19 protein-coding genes, 1 pseudogene and 1 riboswitch are annotated in these 20,220 nt (G+C 63.4%); of the genes and pseudogenes, 7 read left to right on the top strand and 13 right to left on the bottom strand.

The window, feature by feature from the left end; genetic code table 11:
- Positions 1 to 125 precede the first annotated feature (125 nt).
- The 5 genes from ACZ1HM_RS02130 to arfB all read left to right on the top strand — a co-directional run bounded on the left by ACZ1HM_RS02130 (position 126) and on the right by arfB (position 4,794).
- On the top strand, positions 126 to 1,493 hold the full coding sequence (locus ACZ1HM_RS02130; RefSeq protein WP_472740991.1) for an MFS transporter: 1,368 nt from the start codon (positions 126 to 128) through the stop codon (positions 1,491 to 1,493).
- Entirely contained in the window at positions 1,490 to 2,416 is a 927-nt protein-coding gene (mepA, locus tag ACZ1HM_RS02125; RefSeq protein WP_472740990.1) for a penicillin-insensitive murein endopeptidase, read from the top strand. The genes ACZ1HM_RS02130 and mepA overlap by 4 nt, the downstream gene beginning before the upstream one ends.
- Positions 2,392 to 3,288: an esterase-like activity of phytase family protein gene (locus ACZ1HM_RS02120; protein ID WP_472740989.1), complete on the top strand. Its 897-nt coding sequence runs from the start codon at positions 2,392 to 2,394 to the stop codon at positions 3,286 to 3,288. Before mepA ends, ACZ1HM_RS02120 begins: the two co-directional genes overlap by 25 nt.
- Before the next feature lie 90 nt (positions 3,289 to 3,378).
- Entirely contained in the window at positions 3,379 to 3,993 is a 615-nt protein-coding gene (locus ACZ1HM_RS02115; protein WP_472740988.1) for a queuosine precursor transporter, read from the top strand.
- Positions 3,994 to 4,371: 378 nt separating this feature from the next.
- On the top strand, positions 4,372 to 4,794 hold the full coding sequence (gene arfB / locus ACZ1HM_RS02110; RefSeq protein WP_472740987.1) for an alternative ribosome rescue aminoacyl-tRNA hydrolase ArfB: 423 nt from the start codon (positions 4,372 to 4,374) through the stop codon (positions 4,792 to 4,794).
- A 194-nt stretch (positions 4,795 to 4,988) separates the two neighbouring features.
- On the opposite strand, the gene cobF is transcribed toward arfB, so the two are convergent.
- The 6 genes and pseudogenes from cobF to cbiE form a co-directional block, all read right to left on the bottom strand.
- The gene (gene cobF, locus ACZ1HM_RS02105) at positions 4,989 to 5,735 is read right to left on the bottom strand and encodes a precorrin-6A synthase (deacetylating) (RefSeq protein ID WP_472740986.1); all 747 of its coding nucleotides are present in this window, start codon (positions 5,733 to 5,735) and stop codon (positions 4,989 to 4,991) included.
- Positions 5,732 to 6,457, bottom strand: a complete 726-nt coding sequence (gene cobA, locus ACZ1HM_RS02100; protein WP_472740985.1) for a uroporphyrinogen-III C-methyltransferase — start codon at positions 6,455 to 6,457, stop codon at positions 5,732 to 5,734. Before cobA ends, cobF begins: the two co-directional genes overlap by 4 nt.
- A pseudogene (locus ACZ1HM_RS02095) lies at positions 6,454 to 7,780 on the bottom strand (cobyrinate a,c-diamide synthase). Before ACZ1HM_RS02095 ends, cobA begins: the two are co-directional and overlap by 4 nt.
- Positions 7,777 to 8,562: a precorrin-4 C(11)-methyltransferase gene (gene cobM / locus ACZ1HM_RS02090; protein ID WP_472740984.1), complete on the bottom strand. Its 786-nt coding sequence runs from the start codon at positions 8,560 to 8,562 to the stop codon at positions 7,777 to 7,779. The pseudogene ACZ1HM_RS02095 and the gene cobM overlap by 4 nt, the downstream one beginning before the upstream one ends.
- Positions 8,563 to 8,573: 11 nt before the next feature.
- Entirely contained in the window at positions 8,574 to 8,933 is a 360-nt protein-coding gene (locus tag ACZ1HM_RS02085) for a cobalamin biosynthesis protein (protein ID WP_472740983.1), read from the bottom strand.
- A gap of 5 nt (positions 8,934 to 8,938) precedes the next feature.
- The gene (gene cbiE, locus ACZ1HM_RS02080; RefSeq protein WP_472740982.1) at positions 8,939 to 10,120 is read right to left on the bottom strand and encodes a precorrin-6y C5,15-methyltransferase (decarboxylating) subunit CbiE; all 1,182 of its coding nucleotides are present in this window, start codon (positions 10,118 to 10,120) and stop codon (positions 8,939 to 8,941) included.
- Between the two features lies 1 nt (position 10,121).
- Here cbiE and ACZ1HM_RS02075 point away from each other — a divergent pair, with 1 nt between their 5' ends.
- Positions 10,122 to 10,868: a cobalt-precorrin-6A reductase gene (locus tag ACZ1HM_RS02075; RefSeq protein WP_472744546.1), complete on the top strand. Its 747-nt coding sequence runs from the start codon at positions 10,122 to 10,124 to the stop codon at positions 10,866 to 10,868.
- On the opposite strand, the gene cobJ is transcribed toward ACZ1HM_RS02075, so the two are convergent.
- The 7 genes from cobJ to ACZ1HM_RS02040 are packed head-to-tail and all read right to left on the bottom strand — an operon-like array spanning position 10,844 to position 18,721.
- Entirely contained in the window at positions 10,844 to 11,578 is a 735-nt protein-coding gene (cobJ, locus tag ACZ1HM_RS02070; protein ID WP_472740981.1) for a precorrin-3B C(17)-methyltransferase, read from the bottom strand. The genes ACZ1HM_RS02075 and cobJ overlap by 25 nt on opposite strands.
- Entirely contained in the window at positions 11,575 to 12,306 is a 732-nt protein-coding gene (gene cobI, locus ACZ1HM_RS02065) for a precorrin-2 C(20)-methyltransferase (RefSeq protein WP_472740980.1), read from the bottom strand. Before cobI ends, cobJ begins: the two co-directional genes overlap by 4 nt.
- A 4-nt stretch (positions 12,307 to 12,310) precedes the next feature.
- Positions 12,311 to 12,940 (bottom strand): precorrin-8X methylmutase, encoded by a 630-nt coding sequence (locus ACZ1HM_RS02060; RefSeq protein ID WP_472740979.1) that lies wholly within the window; start codon positions 12,938 to 12,940, stop codon positions 12,311 to 12,313.
- Positions 12,941 to 14,056 (bottom strand): precorrin-3B synthase, encoded by a 1,116-nt coding sequence (gene cobG, locus ACZ1HM_RS02055; RefSeq protein WP_472740978.1) that lies wholly within the window; start codon positions 14,054 to 14,056, stop codon positions 12,941 to 12,943.
- A complete protein-coding gene (gene cobN / locus ACZ1HM_RS02050; protein WP_472740977.1) occupies positions 14,053 to 17,313 on the bottom strand; it encodes a cobaltochelatase subunit CobN in 3,261 nt (1,086 codons plus the stop codon). Before cobN ends, cobG begins: the two co-directional genes overlap by 4 nt.
- Positions 17,314 to 17,315: 2 nt before the next feature.
- Positions 17,316 to 18,350 carry a cobalamin biosynthesis protein CobW gene (cobW, locus tag ACZ1HM_RS02045; RefSeq protein ID WP_472740976.1) on the bottom strand — a complete coding sequence of 345 codons (1,035 nt, stop codon included), beginning with the start codon at positions 18,348 to 18,350 and terminating at the stop codon, positions 17,316 to 17,318.
- A complete protein-coding gene (locus tag ACZ1HM_RS02040; RefSeq protein ID WP_472740975.1) occupies positions 18,347 to 18,721 on the bottom strand; it encodes a DUF1636 family protein in 375 nt (124 codons plus the stop codon). The genes cobW and ACZ1HM_RS02040 overlap by 4 nt, the downstream gene beginning before the upstream one ends.
- A 160-nt stretch (positions 18,722 to 18,881) precedes the next feature.
- A riboswitch (cobalamin riboswitch) is annotated at positions 18,882 to 19,107 on the bottom strand.
- Positions 19,108 to 19,259: 152 nt separating this feature from the next.
- Here ACZ1HM_RS02040 and ACZ1HM_RS02035 point away from each other — a divergent pair.
- Positions 19,260 to 20,084, top strand: coding sequence for a DMT family transporter (locus ACZ1HM_RS02035; RefSeq protein WP_472740974.1), 825 nt, complete (start codon positions 19,260 to 19,262; stop codon positions 20,082 to 20,084).
- The last annotated feature ends 136 nt before the right edge of the window (positions 20,085 to 20,220 follow it).

The raw sequence follows: 20,220 nt of genomic DNA, 5'->3' as shown, positions 1-20,220 counted from the left end.
GCTATGGCGTTCAGAATACTGAATTTCCGGGTGCCAAATGTCGCGGTGGCGCAGCCGTGCGGGCGAAGTCTCTTGCGGCAAGGGCCAAGCCCTGTTCTACGTTAGCCCAACAAGGGGGGCTGAGGATGAGTGGGATCTCACCGCGCAAGCGCATTTGGGGATGGTATTTCTTTGATTGGGCCAGCCAGCCCTATCACACGGTCCTGAACACCTTTATTTTTGGTCCCTTCTTTGCTGCCATTGCGGCGACCTATTTCCTGGGGCTGGGCCTGGACGAAGGGGCCGCTGATGCGCGCGCGCAAGCCACCTGGGCCTGGAGCACGGCGATTTACGGGCTAACCATTGCGCTGGCGGCGCCGATATTTGGGGCCATGGCAGACAGCTCAGGGCGCAAGATGCCGTGGATTGCGGCCTTTAGCCTGATGTATGTGATCGGCGCATCTTTGCTGTGGTTTACCGATCCAGATGCCAGCAACCTGTATTGGATGCTGGCGGCCTTTGGGCTGGGCTTTATCGGGGCGGAATATGCGCTGATCTTTATCAATGCCCAACTGCCCGGGCTTGGTACAAAAGAAGAGATCGGCAAAATCTCAGGCTCAGGCTTTGCCTTTGGCTATCTTGGCGGTGTCGCAGCCCTTATCCTGGTGCTGGGCTTTGTGGTGGAACAACCCAACGGCCAGACCATCTTGGGGTTTGATCCCGCCTTTGGCATGGATCCCGCCGCGCGCGAAGGCACCCGGCTGACCGGGCCTATCGCCGCCCTTTGGTTTGCGGTCTTTATGATCCCCTATTTCCTTTGGGTCCGCGAGGTGCGCACAGATCACCGAAAGGCCAGCTTTGGTGCCGCCGTTGGCAGTGTGATCGCCTCCATCAAAGGGTTGGTGCACCGCAAAAGCCTTGGTTTCTATCTGGTCTCGTCCATGCTTTACCGCGATGCGTTGAACGGGCTTTACGCCTTTGGCGGGGTCTATGCCGCGCTGGTACTGAATTGGGAGGTCGCGCAGATCGGTGCCTTTGGTGTGGTCGCCGCCATCGGGGCGGCGGTCTTTAGCTATCTGGGGGGCTTTGCCGACCGGCGCTTTGGGCCGAAACCTGTGATCATCCTGACGATCTTTGTGCTGATGGGCGTTTGCCTGACCATCGTCAATCTCACACCCACCGCGCTTTTCGGACGCGCGCTGCCTCCAGGCTCGGGCCTGCCGGATATGATCTTTATGATCTGCGGTGTGCTGATCGGCGGTATGGGCGGTGTGCTGCAATCTGCCAGCCGGTCACTGATGGTGCGCCATTGCGAAGAAGAAAGTGCGACCGAATACTTCGGCCTTTATGGCCTGTCGGGACGCGCCACCGCCTTTTTGGCCCCGCTTTTGATCGGCGTTGTCACCACGGTGAGTGAAAGCGCGCGCATCGGCATTTCGCCGGTGATTTTCCTGTTCCTGGCCGGGTTGATCCTGTTAGCATGGGTCAACAAAGACGGAGATGTCGTGTCATGATCCTTACCCGCCTGTTGGCCTGCGCGGCCCTGACCGTTGCCCTTGCGTCTTGTAGCACAGGGGGCCGCGATATCAGCGGTGAGCGGATTGTTTTGCCCACCATCGGCACCTCGGGCGGGGCGCAAAGCAATTCGCCTGCGCGCGCCTTCTTTGCCGCCAAACCGCTGCCCTCTGCGCAGGCGCCAAAGCCCATCGGCGGGCATTCCAAAGGCTGTCTGGCAGGCGGTGTTGAACTGCCGGAAACAGGGCCAACCTGGCAGGCCATGCGCCTGTCACGCAACCGCAACTGGTCGCATCCGCAGACGATTGATTTTCTCAAAAAGCTCTCTGCTGTTGCTGCTGCGCAGCCCGGTTGGGAGGGGCTTTATATTGGCGATCTCAGCCAGCCGCGCGGTGGGCCTGTGTCCGGCCATGTGAGCCATCAAAGCGGATTGGATGCTGACGTCTGGATGTTGCCGCCCAAGCGGTTGAACTTGTCCCGTTCGGAACGCGAAAAACTGTCGTCCATCTCCACCCGGCGGGCCAAAGGGGCCTATGTGAACGATGCCTGGACAAAGGGCCATCATGAGATCCTGAAAGCGGCGGCCAAAGACCCACGCACCACGCGTATTCTGGTGTTCCCCGGGGCCAAGGTTCAGATGTGCAACGACGAAAAAGGCGACCGGCGCTGGTTGCGTAAAATCCGCCCCTGGTACGGCCACCACTATCACTTCCATATCCGGCTTGCCTGCCCTGCGGGCGATGCCACCTGCACTGAGCAAGATCCGCCGCCCCCTGGCGACGGCTGCGCAGATGCGCGCGAATGGCAGCGCAACATCCTGAACCCGCCGCCCCCGGACCCCAATGCGCCCAAGCCCAAACCACGGCGTGAGGTCCTGCTGGCCGATCTGCCCATTCAATGCAAAGCGGTGCTGGAAAACTGAAACCTCTGATCCGAACGCTTGTCGCGGCCGCCCTTTGGCTGGCGGCCCCGGCGCAGGCGCAACCCTTTCTGACGCTGGATGCCAATCTTGAATGGGACCACACCGCTCCGTGGTTTGGGGGCCTGTCGGGTATTGAGGTGTTGCCAGACGGCAGTCAGGCGTTGATCGTGACGGATAAGGGGACGCTCATCGTGGTGGACCTGATACGCCAGGCGGATCACCTCACAGGGCTTGGCCTGCGGTCGTACTTGCCGCTCAAGCACAGCAACGGCAACCCGCTGCGGGGCAAGATGCGCGACGCCGAAGGGTTGGCCGTGCACACAACGGGCGAGGCGTTTGTCACCTTCGAACAGCAGCACAGGCTTGCCCATCTGGATCCGATCACGCAGCTGACAGACCCCTTGCCCGGTGCCGAAGCCTTTGACCGCTTTCCCAACAACGCCGGCCTTGAGGCGCTTGCCATTCACCCGGACGGCAGGCTTTTCATGCTGTCCGAAGACGCTGAGGACGACAACGCCGCAATCCCGCTTTACGTGCTTGATTACGACCGCTGGCTGATCCTGGGCCAGATCCCCCGCGATCCGATCTTTTCGCCGGTGGGGGCGGATTTCGACGCGCGAGGGCAGCTGTACCTGTTGGAGCGCGGCACCAGCCTTTTGGGGTTTCGCAGCCGCATCCGGCAAATCGATGTCTCCACCACCCCGCCGACAGAACGGACACTGCTAACCACCGCACCGGGCTTTTTTGACAACCTCGAAGGCCTGTCCACCTGGACCGACAGCCAGAGCAGAACCCGCCTGACGCTTGTCTCTGACGACAACTTTTTGCCCGTCCAAAAGACGCAGATCGTCGAATTCATCGTGAACGAATGACTTGCGCCGCGCGCGCCAAGGGCCTATAGCCGCGCGGTCTGCGATGCCCGCAGGCCAAGTCGCCGCACCCTTGTACAAAACGGTTCACATATGACACGCACATACCTTCCCGGCATTATTGCCATGGCCGCCATCGTCGTGGCCTCAAACATCCTGGTTCAGTTTCTCTATGGCAATTGGCTGACATACGGCGCCTTTACCTATCCGCTGGCCTTTTTGGTCACTGACATCATGAACCGGGTCTACGGCACCTCTGCTGCGCGCCGGGTGGTGCTGGTAGGCTTTGTTGTGGGGCTGATCTGTTCGCTGATTGGCACCCAGATCATGGGGGAGTTTGGCCCACTGGTCACCCTGCGCATCGCGGTTGGCTCTGGTGTGGCGTTCTTGGTGGCCCAGCTGATCGACGTCTCCGTCTTTGCCGCGTTGAAAAACGGCGCATGGTGGCGTGCGCCTTTGGTCAGCACGCTGATCGGCTCCACGCTGGATACGGCACTCTTCTTCTCCATCGCGTTCTCTGGCGCGCTTAGCTTTATCCACCCGGCCACCGATGTGTCCTGGGCGGCAGAGGCGGTGCCATTGTTGGGCAGCGGTCCTGTGGCCCCGCTTTGGGTGTCGCTGGCCGTGGCAGACTGGGCGGTCAAACTGTCGATTGCCCTGATTGCGCTGATCCCGTTCCGGGTGATCACCGCACGGCTGACCGCGTAAATCATCGTCAGTGTTAGGCGGCGCAACCCGCCGCCTAACAAAAAGACACACCACCTACTTCTAGTGAACCGAAGGTGCGGCAAAACAACATTTTGCGGCACCACCGAAAAAAGTTCTTTGCGGTTGCCAAAAGCTGTGCAACCCTGAGGGTGAGTTCAACAAATGAAAAGGAGGTGATCTAGTGTCGAGAAAGGTACTGGAGCGAGGTGTCGGAACAGCTTGGGAGGATATCCGTTAAGGCAGCCCTTGACGGGTTAACTCCTGAGTGGGCTTCGGTCTAACCGACCCCCTCCTACAACCATTCGATTGGGCCGCCCAACCTTGGGGCGGCCCTTTTCGTATTTTGCGTCTTCCTCTGAGGTATGAGAAAACGCCCCCATGCTGCATGTCTCAGACAACATTCAAATTCAGGATTGGGAACTGACCGAACAGTTCGTCCGCGCCTCTGGTCCCGGTGGGCAGAACGTGAACAAGGTTGCCACAGCGGTTGAACTTAGGTTTGAGGCCGCGACATCGCCTTCCCTGCCCGGCCCCGTCAAATCCCGACTGAAACGGCTGGCCGGACGGCGCTGGACCAACGAAGGCGCGCTGATCATCCAGTGTGATGAAACCCGCAGCCAGGCCCGCAACCGCGACATCGCTCGCGAAAGGCTGGTGGAGCTGATCAAAAAGGCGCTGACGCCACCAAAACGCCGCATCGCCACGCGGCCCACGCTGGGCTCAAAAAAACGGCGGTTGAAGGCCAAGAAAGTGCGCGGTGAGGTGAAATCGCTTCGCGGCAAGGTGGACCCAGGGGACTAAACGGAAATGCACAAACCTAACGCGCGCGCGCTGACTCGCATGGATGATTTCAAAGGGGTTCTGCGATACGACAGCTGCACCGGATGCAATGCGTTTTGCAGTAAGCGCCTGTAATTCCTACTTAAGTGTTAACCACACCCCTAAAGGCCTGATTCCAAATCAGAACCCCACTCTGTCCCCGCGGGGACAAGGGCTCACCCCAGCTTGCGCAACACATAAATGTCCATGATCCAGCCATGATCAGCCCGCGCCTGGGCGCGCATCTCAATGATCTGGGCGCTCACCTCGGCCAGCGGGCCTTCACAGATGATCTGCTCTTTCATGCCGACATAACCGCCCCACCATATGTGGAACTGATCCTGCGGCAAGGTCTGGAACGCACACGCACCATCCAGCATGACGGCAATCGTCTCCACCCCCTCGGGCCAGCCTGCGTCGCGCAGTTGGCGTCCTGTCGTCACCGTAAAGGGCGCGCCAATCTCATTGATCGGGATGGCATGGGCGGCGGTGAGGGCCTGCAGCGATGTGATGCCGGGGATCACCTGCATCTGCGGCTGCGGGTTCAGCCGCGCGGCGATCCTAAGTGTGCTGTCATAAAGCGACGGATCACCCCAGACCAACAGCGCCACCGCCTCGGCCCCCGGCACCTGCGCCATCGCCTCTTGCCAGGCCAGTGCAATCGCGTCGTGCCAATCGTCCACACGCTGGCGGTAATCGGTGGTCGCCTCGTCGCGCACGGGCAAGTCAAATTCGATGATCTGCGTGGCCGCGTTGGTCAGCACATCGTCACAGATGGCGCGCCGCAGCTCTGCCAGATCGGCTTTGCCCGCCCCCTTGCGGGGGATTAGGATCAGATCTTGGGCGTTGATCGCCTTGATCGCCTGCAAGGTCAGATGATCGGGGTTGCCCGTCCCGATCCCAATCAGCGTCAGCGCTTTCATCCGTCAAGCTCTGCCAGCGGGCCGTAAAAGATCAACGCGGGCGTGGTGCTGGTGGTTGTCTCCAGATGCGCGGCCAGGGTGGCGATGGTATGGCGCGTCACCTTTTCGGCGGGGGTTGAGACGGCTTCGGCCAGCATCGCGGGCGTGTCGCCGGGCAGGCCATGTTCGATCAACCGCTGCACCAGGCCGGGAAAGGTGCGCTTGCCCATATAGACCACTGTGGTGGCCATCGGATCGGCCAGCGCGGCCATGTTCACATCGGCGGGCAGATCACCGGTCACATCCGCCCCGGTGATGAACTGCACCCGCCGCGCGGTCAGCCTGCGGGTCAGCGGGATGCCCGCCGTCGCCGCCGCGGCAGAGGCTGAGGTGACGCCGGGAATGATCTCAAACGGGATGCCTGCGGCCTGCAGCGCGACAATCTCTTCCTCAAGCCGTCCGAACATGCCGCTGTCGCCTGACTTGAGACGCACAACGCGCATCCCCGCCACCGCATGATCCACCAAGACCTGTGAGACATGGTGCTGTTTGGGAGAGGCGCGCCCGGCGCGTTTGCCCACACCAATCAGATCGGCCTCCGGCCCTGCGTGCTCCAGAATGGGGCCCGCGCTGAGATCATCAAACAGCACAACCTCGGCTTTTTGCAGCCGGTCCACGGCCTTAACCGTCAGCAATTCCGGATCGCCCGGACCAGAAGAGACGAAAGAGACAAAGCCGCTCATGCCTGCTCCGAAATCAGATGAAAGAAGGTGCCTGTGGCCCGGCCCCCGCCGTTAAAGTCGCGCACAGATCCGGTTTCGGCCACGTCGATGTCGTTGCTGTCGGTGATCTTGGCCAGGGGCGCGTCCGGCTCTTCGAGGATGGTGGCATAGTGGAACTCATGCCCGCGCAACCGCGTCTGAGGGCCATGGCCCGGCACCCCGGCGTTCAGCGTGGCCTTGCGGTAGCCCAGGTGGAATTTGCGTTTCTCAAAAGAGGTCACCAGGTTCAGCAGGCCGGCCATCTGGTGGCGCGTGCCTTCCTTGTCAACGAGGGCCGCGCCCATCGCCATATAGCCCCCGCATTCGCCATGCACCGGTTTGGTCTGGGCAAAGCTTTGGATGCCTGTGCGAAAGGTCTCAGCACTGGGCCAGAACGCCCGCGTGCAGCTCAGGGTAGCCGCCGGGCAGCCAGCAGACATCAGCGCTGGGATCAGGCGCTTGATCCGCCAGCGGCGAAAAGGGCAAAACCTCAGCCCCGGCAGCGCGCCATCCGGCGATCAGATGCGGATAGACGAAAGCAAAGGCGTCGTCTTTGGCCAAGGCGATGCGCATCCCCGGGGGGACAACTTTCGCCGGAGGCGGGGCCGCCTGCATCACACCGGCTGCCGCCTCGCGCAGCGCGTTCAGATCAACATGGGCCCCCACAAAGGCGGCGGCTTCGGCCAAGATCTCGGGTAGGTTTTCTTGCTCACCCGCTTGCACCAGCCCCAGGTGGCGTTCGGGCAGCTCAATCTCTTTGCGGCGGGGCAGCGCGCCCAACACCGTGACGCCCGCAGCCTCCATGCCGACGCGCACCAAGGTTTCATGCCGGGGAGAGGCGACGCGGTTCAGCACCACACCCGCCAGCTTCACGTCCGGGCGCATCATCTTGAACCCCAGCGCGGTGGCGGCCACCGATTGGGCGGCACCGCTCACATCCAGCACCAGCACCACGGGCCAACCCATATGCGCCGCGATATCCGCGCTGGCCCCGTTGCCACAGGCACCGGGAAGCGCGACCCCATCAAAAAGGCCCATAGAGCCTTCGGCCAAGATCAGATCCGCGCCCTCAGCATTGCCGATCAGACCGTGGATCGCAGGCAGGTCCATCGACCAACTGTCGACGTTAAATGACGCCCGCCCAGAGGCTGCCGTGTGAAACGCCGGGTCAATGTAATCCGGCCCGCTTTTGAACGGCTGCACCTGCACGCCCTGCGCGCGGTAGGCCGCCAAAAGCCCCAACATCAATGTGGTTTTGCCCGTGCCCGATGAGGGCGCAGAGATCATCAAACCGGGGGGGATCATTCTGCGGTCTCCGGAAAGCGGGGCGCGGTGCCCACGGGGCGGAAGCGGCGGTCATAGTCTCCGGCATAGAGCCTGCTTTCGCCAAAATCCTCAGACCCGATGGCATGACCCACCAGAATGAGCGCCGTGCGCTCCATCTCAGCGCCGATGGCGGTTTGCAGGGTGGCGAGCGTTGCCTTGACCACACGTTCATCCGGCCAGCTGGCGCGCCAGACCAAGGCCACCGGGCAATCCGGCCCGTAGTGCGGCGTCAGATCGGTGACGACCTTATCAAGGATGTGCACAGACAAGTGAATGGCCAGGGTCGCGCCGGTCTTGGCGAAATTCTCCAGCGCCTCACCCTCGGGCATCGCGGTGGCGCGGCCCGAGGTGCGGGTCAGCACAACAGATTGGGCCACGCCCGGCAGCGTCAGTTCCGCGTTCAACGTCGCGGCCGCAGCGGCGAAAGAGGGCACGCCGGGCGTGACGTCATAGGGGATGTCCAGCGCACGCAGGCGGCGCAGCTGTTCGCCCATCGCGGACCAGACGGACAGGTCGCCTGAATGCAGACGCGCGATGTCCTGGCCTGCGGCATGGGCGGCGGTGATCTCTGCCATGATCTCATCCAGAGACATGCGCGCGGTGTTCACGATCTTGGCCCCTTCGGGGCAATGCGACAGCAGCGCCTCAGGCACCAGTGATCCGGCATAAAGGCAGACCGGGCAGGCCGCGATCAGGTCGCGCCCCCGCAGGGTGATCAGATCCGGGGCACCGGGGCCTGCGCCGATGAAATGGACGGTCATGGCGTGATTCCTTAACTTTCCGCAATGGCAGCGGTGGCTTTACCATCGCTTGAGACAACGCGCACGGCAATAAGGCGGGCGGAGGGACCGGCGGCAGCCAGGGCTGCGGCCTCGGCCAGGGATCCGGTGCCGAATTGGTCCTGAATGCGCGCGGATTGGGTGGGTGTAATCATCTGCGCCAGGTCGGTCTGGGCGATACCCAGCCCCGGCAAGCCCAGCGTTTGGGCGCAGTCCTTGAACACAGCCTCGCGGGATTTGGCGGCCTCTGTGACCAGGGCGTCGATCTTGGGTTGGCCCGCGTTGGCCAGCGCTTGGGCCAGAGCGTCTTGCAGGCTGCTCAGCTCTGCTGCTGCCCGAAATCCGAGGCCCACGACCCTCACAGCGTCACCGCCCATTGCACGATGGGGCGTGCGGGCTGCCAGCCGCGCAAGCGGCCCAGAGGCTGCGCCTCGGCCAGTTCGATGCGCAAGAGGGTGCCGCCATGATCCGCGTGCAGCTGCGCCAACAGCATCTCCGTTTCAAGCGTCACGCCGTTGGCGACAAGGCGGGTGCCGCTTGGCAAAATCTCAAAGAGCTGCGCGAAAAGCGCGAGCGTGCCGCCGCCGCCGATGAAGACGGCATCGGGGGGTGTTTGATCGGTGATGGTCTGGGTTGACGGGCCTTCGATGACGGCCATGCGGTGGCTGATGCCGAAATCCGCGATGTTCTGGGCAATGTTGGCAGCACGCGCGGGTTTCAACTCAAACGCGGTCGCAGTACCCCCCGCCAGGCACCATTCCACCGCGATGGAGCCGGAGCCCGCGCCGATGTCCCACAGGCTTTCGCCGGGACGCGGCGCCAGCGCAGAAAGCGTCAGCGCGCGCACCGGGCGTTTGGTGATCTGGCCGTCGTGGGTAAAGGCGTCATCTGGCAGGCCGGAGGCGCGCGAGAGGCCGACATCTGCGGGCAGCTCGACGGCCACAGCCACGGGGGCTGCGATGTCGGTGATGTCGAACTGGGCCGCTGTGGTGTGGCGCAGGCGTTGATGCGGCCCGCCCATGCGTTCGCAGATGTGCAACTGGGCGGCCCCTGCACCTTGGGTGGTGAGGTAGTCCGCCAGCACGGCAGGCGCGGTGCCGTCGCGGACCAGGCAAATCAGACGCCCCCGCGGGGACAGCGCGCGGCGGAGGTTTTCAAACGGGGCGGCGTGCAGGCCGTGGCAGGTAATCTCCTCCATCCGCCAGCCCAAAGCCCCCGCCACAAGGGAGAAGGTAGAGGGCGCGGGGTGCACCGTCCAATCGCTGGGCTCCAGATCAGCGGTCAGGCTGCCGCCTGCGCCGAACCAAAATGGATCGCCGGAGGCGAGCACAACGGTGGGCCTGCCTTTGGCTGCCAGCACAGCTTGGGTCGAAAAGGGCACCGGCCAAGGCTGGCCTTTGTCCCCTGCCCCGACCAACGCGAGATGACGGGGACCGCCGATGATGGTCACGGCCTCCTCCAGCGCTTGGCGGCTTGCAGGGGCAAGTGCCGCCGCGCTATCGTCGGCCATCCCAATGATCGTCAGCCAAGGATCACCCATGATGCGCGTCCTTCTGCTTGGAGGCACCACGGAAGCCAGCCGCCTGGCCGAAGCCTTGGCCGGGGCCGGGATCGAGGCGGTGTTTTCCTATGCCGGGCGCACCGCAGCGCCAGTGGCGCAACCCTTGCCCACGCGGGTCGGCGGCTTTGGCGGGGTGGCGGGTTTGGTGGCCTATCTGAAGGCCGAGCGGATCAGCCATGTGATCGACGCCACCCATCCCTTTGCCGCCGGGATGAGCCGGAATGCCTTTGACGCCTGCACCGCCTGCGACCTGCCGCTCAGCCGGTTGGAGCGGCCCGCCTGGACGCCCGGCGCGGGTGACAACTGGCAAGAGTTCGCAGCGCTGGAGGACATCCCCGCCGCCCTGCCAAGCGCCCCGGCGCGGGTGTTTCTGGCCATCGGCAAACAGCACATCGGTCTGTTTGCGGCCAAGCCCCAGCACCACTATCTGCTGCGCCTGGTGGATCCGCCCGATGCCCCTTTGCCGTTGCCGGATACCCGTGTGGTCTTGGCCCGTGGCCCTTTTGATGTGGCCGGGGATCGCGCCTTGATGGTGGATCATGGCATCACCCATGTGGTGGCCAAGAACAGCGGCGGCGCGGGTGCCCGCGCCAAGTTGGAGGCGGCACGCGCCCTGGGCCTGCCCGTGCTGATGGCCGCCCGGCCAGAGGTGCCCGGCACCTGCGTCTTGCGCGACGCGGCAGAGGCGCTGCGCTGGCTGGGTCATGAGGCCGACCTGGGCGTATAAACATAGCGCCCCACGCGGCGCGTGGCGCTGTTGCCGACAATCACCACGGTTTGCATATCCGCCATCTCAGGCGTCGCCTGAGACAGGGGAACAGTGCTGAGATGTTGATCGGGTTTGGTGACGGCGCGCGCGAAGGTAATCAGCCGTTCAGGTTCGCATTCTTCGCGCAGGATCTGGAGGGTTTTTTCAAAGCCTTCGGGGCGGGATTTGGAGCGGGGGTTATAAAAGGCCATCGCAAAATCCCCCCGCGCGGCCATGCGCAGGCGGTGTTCGATCAGATCCCACGGCTTGAGATTATCGCTAAGATTGATCGCGCAGAAATCATGCCCCAGGGGCGCGCCTGCGGCGGCGGCAGCGGCCAGCATCGCGGTGATGCCGGGCAGGACGCGGATGTCTGTTGCGGTGTAGTCAGGATGCGCCTCAACAGCCTCGAACACAGCAGAAGCCATGGCAAAAACGCCCGGATCGCCAGAGGAGACAACAACCACCCGCGCCCCGTCGCTGGCCAGTTGCAGCGCATGCAACGCGCGGTCCAGCTCGACCCGGTTGTCCGTGGGATGCAGGGTGAGGCCGGGCCGTTCGGCCACGCGGGCGACATAAGGGATGTAGCCGATGATATCCGTGGCCTCTGCCAGAGCGGCGGATACCTCGGGCGTGACCAAGGCGTCATCGCCGGGGCCAAGGCCCGCGATGGCGACCCAGCCGGTCATTCAGCCGCTTCCGGGCGGCGGCCTTGGCCGTGTACCAATACGATAGCGAAATAGGGGCAATCATCCTCGGCCACCTCAGCCAGCTTGGCGATGCGTTCGCCCGGCATGGTGCCTTTTTCCACCAACCACGCGTCATCCAGCCGCCCCGCAGCGGCCAGCGCGCGTTTTACGGTGGGTAGGTTACGGCCCGTCTTCATCACCACCAACGCGTCAGCAGCTTTCATGTGGGTGACCAAATCCGCCTCTGGCAGGGTGCCCATCAGCACGGTCATTACATCGTCGCCCCAGGTAAAAGGCGTGTCGATCGCATTCCAACAGCCGACCATGCCGGGGGTGGCGGGGATGACCTCAACCTCGGCACGACCCTGAAGGCGGGTGTGCAGATGCATGAAAGAGCCATAGAAAAGCGGATCACCTTCGCAAAGGACGACGACATCGTGATCCTTGGCCAGCGCCTCAAGCCGCGCTGACCATTCGGCGTAGAAATCGACCATCAGCTGGCGGTATTCTTCGCTGTCAAAACGCAGTTCGGTGGTGACGGGATATTCCATCGGGTATTCGGTGACATCCGCGCGCAGCATGTCTTTGACGATGGTGCGGGCCTGTCCGGCGCGGCCTTTTTTGCGGAAAAACGCCAGATGTTTGGCCCCGCGGATGGCGCGGTCGGCCTTGACGCTCATCAATTCCGGATCGCCGGGGCCGAGGCCCGCACAGATGATTTTGCCCATGTCTTTACTCCACTCGGCTGGCCAGCGCGTTCACGGCGGCGACGGTGATGGCGGACCCGCCCAGGCGGCCCTGGACGATCATGGAAGGCACCGGCAGATCCTGCATCAGCGCCTCTTTGGACTCCGCCGCCCCAATGAACCCCACGGGGCAGCCGATGATGGCAGCAGGGCGCGGGCAGTCGGGGTCTTCCAACATGTTGAGCAGGTGGAAAAGCGCTGTGGGCGCATTGCCGATCGCTACCACCGCGCCGGCGAGATGCGGACGCCACAGCTCAAGTGCTGCGGCAGAGCGGGTATTGGCCATATCCTTGGCCATGCCCGGCACCTTTGGGTCGCGCAGAGTGCAGATCACCTCATTGTCGGCGGGCAGACGTTTGCGGGTGATGCCTTCGCTGACCATATAGGCATCACAAAGGATGGGCGCGCCTGCCTCCAGCGCCGCACGGGCGGCGATGGCCATACCGTCTGAGAATTGCACATGCTCTTCCAGCCCGACCATGCCCGCGGCATGGATCATGCGGACGGTCACGATTTCCTCTTCGGGGGTGAAGCGGGCCAGATTGGCCTCTGACCGGATGGTGGCAAAGGACTGGCGGTAAATTTCCGCGCCGTCTGTGATGTAGCTATGGGGCATTCAAAGAGCCTTGAGAAGTTCGGTTGTGCTGAGCGCAGTGGCCGCTGGGGTGTCGCCCGCGCGGCCCTGTTTGACAAGATCAAAACCGTGCGCTGTGGCGATGAGTGTCACAGGCGCAGGTTTGGGATGCGCGCAGCCTTTGGCACAGCCTGAGATATGCAGGGTTTGGGTTGGTTGCAGATGAGGCGCGAGGGCGCGGGCGGTTTGGCGCGTGTCGCCCTGGGCCTGGTCGCAGGCGGGCGCGCCGGTGCAGGCGGTGATGCGCAAAAGCGGGTTGGCGGGATCAGTGATCAACCCCTCAGTTTGCGGCAGAGGCTGGGCGGCCTGGGTCAAGACCATACGCCAAGGCGTGACATGCAGCGGGGCCAGCGGGGCAAGGGCGGCAAAGGTATCTGAGGTGAGTTGCCCAAAAGCGCAGCCGATAAGCATGCCGCGCTCTGTCGCACCGGGCTGGGGCGCATAGCTTTGGGTTTGGCGGGGTGTGGTGAAGCCTGACAGATCGCTGAGGGTAGAAAGCTTGGCCAGGCGGGTTTCATCCTGGCGGTGGGCCATGAACCAATGGGCCAGAGCGATGGCCTCTTCGATGCTCTCATCGGGATGGATAGGTTTCGCCTGTTGCAGGCCCTCAGCCGCCAGCAACAGGGTGCCGTCTGCCGCCCGCTCAAGCCGGATGTCAGCAGAGGCGGTTTGCAGAACGGGGGTGGCACCGGTGTCGATGGCAAAGCCAAACTTATGCGGCAGCGCAGGCGCGTCTGGCTGGCTGAGCACGGCGGTCAGGCGGGTGCTGAGCGTCTCTGCCAGCGGATCGCGGAAGGGGGTAACGAGGATGTTGCGGCGGCTTTCGATGGCCGTGCTGGCGTCAATCAGATCCAGCGCGCGCAGCCCTTCGATGAGGGGCGCGTGACCCTCAGGCGACACGCCGCGCAGCTGGACGTTGGCGCGGCTCGACAGATCGAGGATACCATTGCCGAAACGCGCCGAGAGGGCCGCGATGCCGGTGATCTGTGCCGCACTCAGCGTGCCGTTGAAGGGGCGGATGCGCACCACCAGCCCGTCGCCGGACATCATCGGGTGTAGCGCGCCGGGGCAGTAGCCTTTGACCAAAGGCGCGGTCATTCAGCTGCATCCAGCTGCGCAGAGATCGAGTTGCGGCGCGTGACCCAAAGGCCTGCGGCGCGCAGGGCAGCAAAGCGGCTGCGCATCTCTTCCAGCGCCTTTGGGTTTTCCTCTGCCATAAACGCCACCAGATCAGCGCGGCCCAGCGTGGCGTCATAATAGAGGTCAAAAAGATGCCCAGGCACCTCACGCGTTAGGTGCGCAAAGGCGGCAAGGTTGTCGAGCGTGGCGGCAATCTCAGCCGCACCGCGGAACGCATGGCGCATCATGCCGCTGGCCCAGTCAGGGTTGGCCGCGCGGGCGCGGACCACGCGGGCGATCTCCTCGGCCATGGTGCGGGCGCGGGGCGTGCCAAGCTTGGTGGTGTCCACGTGATACATGCTGGGCTTGGCCGCCCCCAGATGCGCCATTGCCGCCGCGAAGCCGCCTTCGTGGCTGGCGTAATCTGAGGCCAGAAGCACGTCGCTTTCTGTCAGGTCCTGGATATGGGCGAAGCTGTCCGCCTGGCTGAGCCGCGCCTCAAGGGCGGCGCGGTTCTGGGTCGCCTCGCCTGCTGCGTCGATGGCCCATTCCGACGCGCTGAGCCAGGCCTCACCCGCCGCCGCGCGCCCTTCGGCGGAGTAATCCAGCATCGCCGCTTCCATGTTCATGCCGTAAAGCCCCGGCTTGGGGCCAAAGACACGCGGGGTTTTGACACAGTAGGGGTTCATGTCAGGCGCTTCTTCCCGCTCGGCCAGGGCCGGGGCGCCGGCCTCAAAAAGCTGGCTGAGGCCGGGAAAGACATCACGGAAAAGGCCCGAGATACGCAAGGTCACGTCGATGCGTGGGCGATTGAGCAGCGTCAGCGGCAAAATCTCAAACCCGCTGACCCGTTCGGAGCCGTCGTCCCATTTGGGTGCCAGCCCCGCCAGATGCAGGGCCATGGCAACCTCCTCGCCCGCCGTGCGCATGGTGGCGGACCCCCAGAGGTCCACCACCAAGCCGCGTGGGTAGTCACCTTCGTCTTGCAGATGGCGGCGGATCAGTTCTTCAGCGATTTTGACGCCTTGGGCGTGGGCCGCACGGGTCGGCACGCTGCGCGGGTCCACGGCAAAAAGGTTCCGCCCGGTGGGCAGCACATCGGACCGGCCCCGGTAGGGGGAGCCGGAGGGGCCTGCCTCAATCCGTTTGCCAGCGAGCGCGTTCAAAAGACCGTCGGTTTCGCCCTGCCCCGCACCAAAGATATGCAACCCGTCGCCATATTGGCTTTCTTTGATGTCGCAGACAAAGCGGTCAATGCGGGTGATCGCCTCTGCCATGCAGGCGTCGGGGGTGAGGCCCAGATCCTCCTCCACGCCTGCGGCCTGTGCCTCGGCGCGGATGGTGTCGACCAGCCGGTCGCGGCGCGCGGGGTCCAGCCCGTCGGCGGTGGAGTATTCATCCAGCAGCCGTTCCAGATGCAACAGCGCGTCGGGCGTTGCACTGTCCTTCATCGGCGGCGGCAAGTGGCCCAGCGTCAGCGCGCCAATGCGGCGTTTGGCCTGGGCGGCTTCGCCGGGGTCATTCACGATAAACGGATAGATCACCGGCAGATCGCCGGTTAGCGCCTCTGGCCAGCAGGTGTCCGAAAGGGCAACCGCCTTGCCCGGCAGCCATTCAAGCGTGCCATGGGCGCCGATGTGTACCAGCGCGTGCATGCCCTGTGCGCGGAGCCACAGATAGAAGGCCACGTAGGAATGGCGTGGCACGCGCGCGAGGTCGTGGTAATCGGTATCGCGTTGGGCGATGGCCCCGCGTTCCGGCTGCAAGGCCACCAGCGCGTTGCCGCAGGATTGCGCCGGAAAGTGGAACGCGCCGTTGGCAAAAAGCGGGTCAGTGGTGGGATCACCCCAGGCGGTGTGCAGGTCTTGGCGCAGCGCCTCGGGCAAGGTTTGCAGCGCTGTCTCATACTCAGCCAGGGACCAGGCGATGGTACTTTGCGGCAGGCTCTTGCCAAAGCCGATCTGCGGTGTGGTGCTGTAGCCTGCCTGTGCGAGGCTCAGCAGCATATCCTCGGTCGAGGCCAGCGCATCCAGGCCCACGGCATGGGCGATCTGATCCTCGCGACCCGGATAGGTGGACAGGACAAGGGCCAGCTTGCGCTTTGCCGTTTCGGTCTGGGCCAGACGCAGCCAGCCTGCGACGCGGTCCACCACCGCCGTGATCCGGTCGGCATTGGCGCGGTGGGAAAAGCGGGAGAACTGGAGGTGCGGATCTTGTTTTTCGGGGGCCTTGAAGCTGACGACGCCGGTGAAGAGGCGGCCATCCACCTCTGGCAGCACCACATGCATGGCCAGATCGGCGGGCGACAGGCCACGTTCGCTTTCGGCCCAGTCTTTCTTGCGCGCGGTGGAGAGGGCCACCTGAAAGACAGGCGCACCCGGGGCATCAAGGGGCGAGGTGTTATCGCCCCCACGGCCCGAAAAGGCGGTGGCGTTGATGATCGCGGCAGGCGGATGCGCGGCAAAGGTCTGCGCCGGGAACGCCCGGGCGGGTTCAGATTTCAGCGAGGGCACGAAGAGGCCAAGCGGCGTGAACCCCCGCGCGGCAATCTCGCGCATGAGCGCGTCGATGGGGGCGGTATCAGCGGCGGTGAGGTAGCTGCGGTAGAAGGTGACCGCGATCAGCGGTGCACCTTCGGGGGCGGTGTGATCAAAGGGGCAGCGGGTGACGATGCCTGCGTCCGGGGCGTAATAGCCTGCGGTGGGCACGGTTTTGGTTCCGGTCACCGGCCCGGCGTAGAAACCAGCGGCCAGCGCAAGCTGTGCCAGAGCCGCCTGCGCGGCAACCGCGCCGCCGGTATCGCACAGGTGTGACAGGCGGCGCAGGGTTGAGACAGGCAGCGTGGAATGCGCGTCCAATGCCGGGTCTTCGCGCCCGTCTGCGGGCAGGACGGCCAGGGCGATGTCATGCCGCCGGGCGAAATCCTGCACCTGCATGATGCCGTAGGGCCAATAGTTTTCACCGCCGATGAGGCGGATCAGGATGCCCTTGGCCCCGGTCAGCGTTTGTTCGACGTAGTTGTCCACGCTGGCCGGGTGGCGCAGCGCGGTGAGGTTGCACAGGCGCAAGGTGGGCAGCTTGCCCTCGGGCCCGCCGCCCCGATGCCAGCCTTTCGCGAAAGCGCCCAGGTCACTGTCGGAGAACGAAAGCACCACCAGATCCGCGGGCGTTTGCCCGGGATCATAGGGGGTTTCGGTATCCTCTAACCCGTGGCTGTCGCGAAAGACGACGTGCATGGCTACGCGCCCAGAACCGCGCGGATGGCACCTGGGTTGATGTGATCATGCTCTGCAATCACCACCAGATGGCCTTGGCGTGCATCTGCGCCCCAGGGGCGGTCGTATTGATGGCGCACACGGGCCCCCACAGCCTGGACCAGCAAGCGCATGGGTTTGCCGGTGATGGCGACATAGCCTTTGACCCGCAGGATGTGCTGTTCCTTGGCCAGCTTTTCGATGGCGGCCACCAGGGTGGCGGGATCATCCATTTCGGGCATAGGCACGACGATGGTTTCAAAGTCGTCATGTTCATGATCGTGGTGGCCATCGTGGTGCGACGGGCGCGCGGCAAGATCGTCTTCGGCCTTGGCGTTCAGGCCCAGGACCACGTTGGGGTCAATGATGCCTTCGCTCATCGACAGGATCGGCACCTTGCGGGGGCTTTCCTCTTCGATGATCTGGCGGGCCTTGCCCAGACCGGCATCACCGGCCAGATCGGCTTTGGACATCAGGATGATGTCCGCGCAAGAGATTTGATCCTCAAAGACCTCAGCCAGGGGCGTTTCGTGATCCAGGCTTTCATCCGCCAGACGCTGTTCCTGCACCGCATGTTCATCAGCGGCAAAGCGGCCATCGGCCACCGCTTCGGCATCGGCCAGGGCGATCACACCGTCCACAGTGATCTTGGAGCGGATGGCGGGCCAGTCAAAGGCCTTGAGCAAAGGTTTCGGCAGCGCCAGGCCTGAGGTTTCGATCAGGATGTGATCAGGCTTGGTCGGCAGTTCCATCAATGCCTCAATCGTGGGGATAAAATCATCAGCCACGGTGCAGCAGATGCAGCCGTTGGCCAGCTCCACAATGTTTTCCTCTGGGCAGTCTTCAATCGCGCAGGATTTCAAGATCTCACCGTCCACGCCGACAGTGCCAAATTCATTGACGAGCACAGCAAGTTTGCGTCCGCCCGCGTTTGTCATCAGATGGCGGATAAGGGTGGTTTTACCAGAGCCCAGAAAACCGGTGATCACGGTGACGGGGATTTTGGACAGGTCGTTCATTCGGCGGCCTCCTGCGGCAGAGTGAAAGGGGGGATGCGCGCAAGGCTGCGCTTGCGGAATTGTTCGGGGCGTTCGCGCCAGGGCACCAGGCCATCTGGCGTGGCAGCATAGGCGGCCGCACCGGCGAGGATATCTGGCGCGTCGCTGAGCTCCATCCGGCCATAGACATAGCTCCACTTGCCCGGCTCAGAGAGTGCGACAGCGGGGCCTTGCGAGCAGGCGGAAAGGCATTTGACGCCGAGGATTTGCACATCCTCTGGCGCGTCCTGGGCCGTGATGGCCTGGTGCAGCAGGGTGCCGGGGCGGTCATCGCCTTCGGGGATGTCTTGGCCTGCGCGGCAGGTCAGGCAGACGTAAAGGGTGGCTGTCATGGAAAGATCCATTTGCTGTTGCTGGGAGGAGGAAAACCGATGCAGTGGCACCGGTCAAAGGCGCTTAGATGCACCCAAACGCCAGACAACAGCGCAAAGAAACGCCGATCCGCGAGAGTGTTTTCATATCGTACTCCTAACCGTCACACCCGACGGTATTTCTGTTTCACTGCGTTTGGCAGGTCTCCTGGCTTACGGGTCATGGCCTATTCCCGCCTTCCCTGTCCCGGGGCATTGCCAAGGACAAGTGGCTAGATGGGGTAGGCTCACCGCATACAGTCGCGGGGGCGGCTTCAGCTTGGGGCAAATTTGCCTTTACTGAATTCCCTCTTAGGTCCCTGTCGGACAGGCCAACACAGCAGGACACCAAACGGGCAGAATGTCGCATTTTGGCTGCTGCACCACAAGGCGGATTTACGACATGTTACGCAGGCAAAACGGGCACTTTGCGCAGAAAAGTCACGATAAAGTGCGGGCGATGCGTCGGGTTGGGCTGTACGTTGGGCGAATCTGCCTTTTGCACAAGGCCTAAAGCCCCATGTCCCGCACCACCCTCGCGATCCTCTATTCCCTGCTGGCGATCTGCCTGTTTGACGCAATGGCGCTGATTATCAAACACCTATCGGTCGCCTATTCGGCGGCGGAACTGTCAGCTTATCGCAACCTTGTGGGGTTGGTGCCTGCCGGTTTGGTGCTGTGGGGGTCAGCGGAATGGCACCGCAACGGGCGACAGGTGCAGGTGCGCCAATGGCGGCTGGCGATATCGCGGGGGTTGATCCTGACGGTGGCGCAGCTGACTTTCTACATGTCTTTGGGTCTGATGAGTTTTGCGACAGCCTCAACCATCACCTATGCCAACGCGCTTTTCCTGGTGGCGCTGGCTGTGCCGCTGCTGGGCGAGCGTGTGGGAGCGGTGCGTTGGGGGGCGGTGCTGATCGGCTTTGTGGGCGTGGTGCTGGTGATGGGGCCCGGGCGCGATACGTTTTCGGCCGCTGCTTTGTTGCCGCTGACGGCGGCGTTTTGTTATGCGCTGGTGGGGGTGACGGCACGGATGATGGATGACGCGGTGCCCACGGCGCTGATCAACCTCTATTCCTCGGGCATCGCTTGTATTGGGGCCTTTGTGCTGGCCTATGCCGTGGACGGCTTTTCCCCGCTACGCGCCTGGAGCGATCTGGGGTGGATTGCCGCGATGGGCTGCTTTGGGGGTTGTGCGGTGTTGTTGCTGATTTCAGCCTACCGCATGGCCGATCAGAGCGATTTGGCCCCGTTCAGCTATTTTGGCATCCCGATTGCCTTTGCTCTGGGCTGGCTTTTTTCGGAGAGGCCCCTTGGGCCGAGCTTTTTCCCGGCGCGCTTTTGATCATTGCAGGAGGGCTGGTGATCATCTGGCGGGAACGACGGATGAAGCGGGTGTGAGGGCCCACGCCACCGGTGCGGGGGTGGTGAGGGTGGAAGTAAGTTGTATTGGAAAGATGAAGCGCGGGGGTGCGCTTTGG

Source organism: Sulfitobacter sp. GN1-4 (assembly GCF_055693825.1).
Note: the sequence above shows the minus strand (reverse complement) of the source record. Positions and strands in the feature narration are given on the sequence as shown.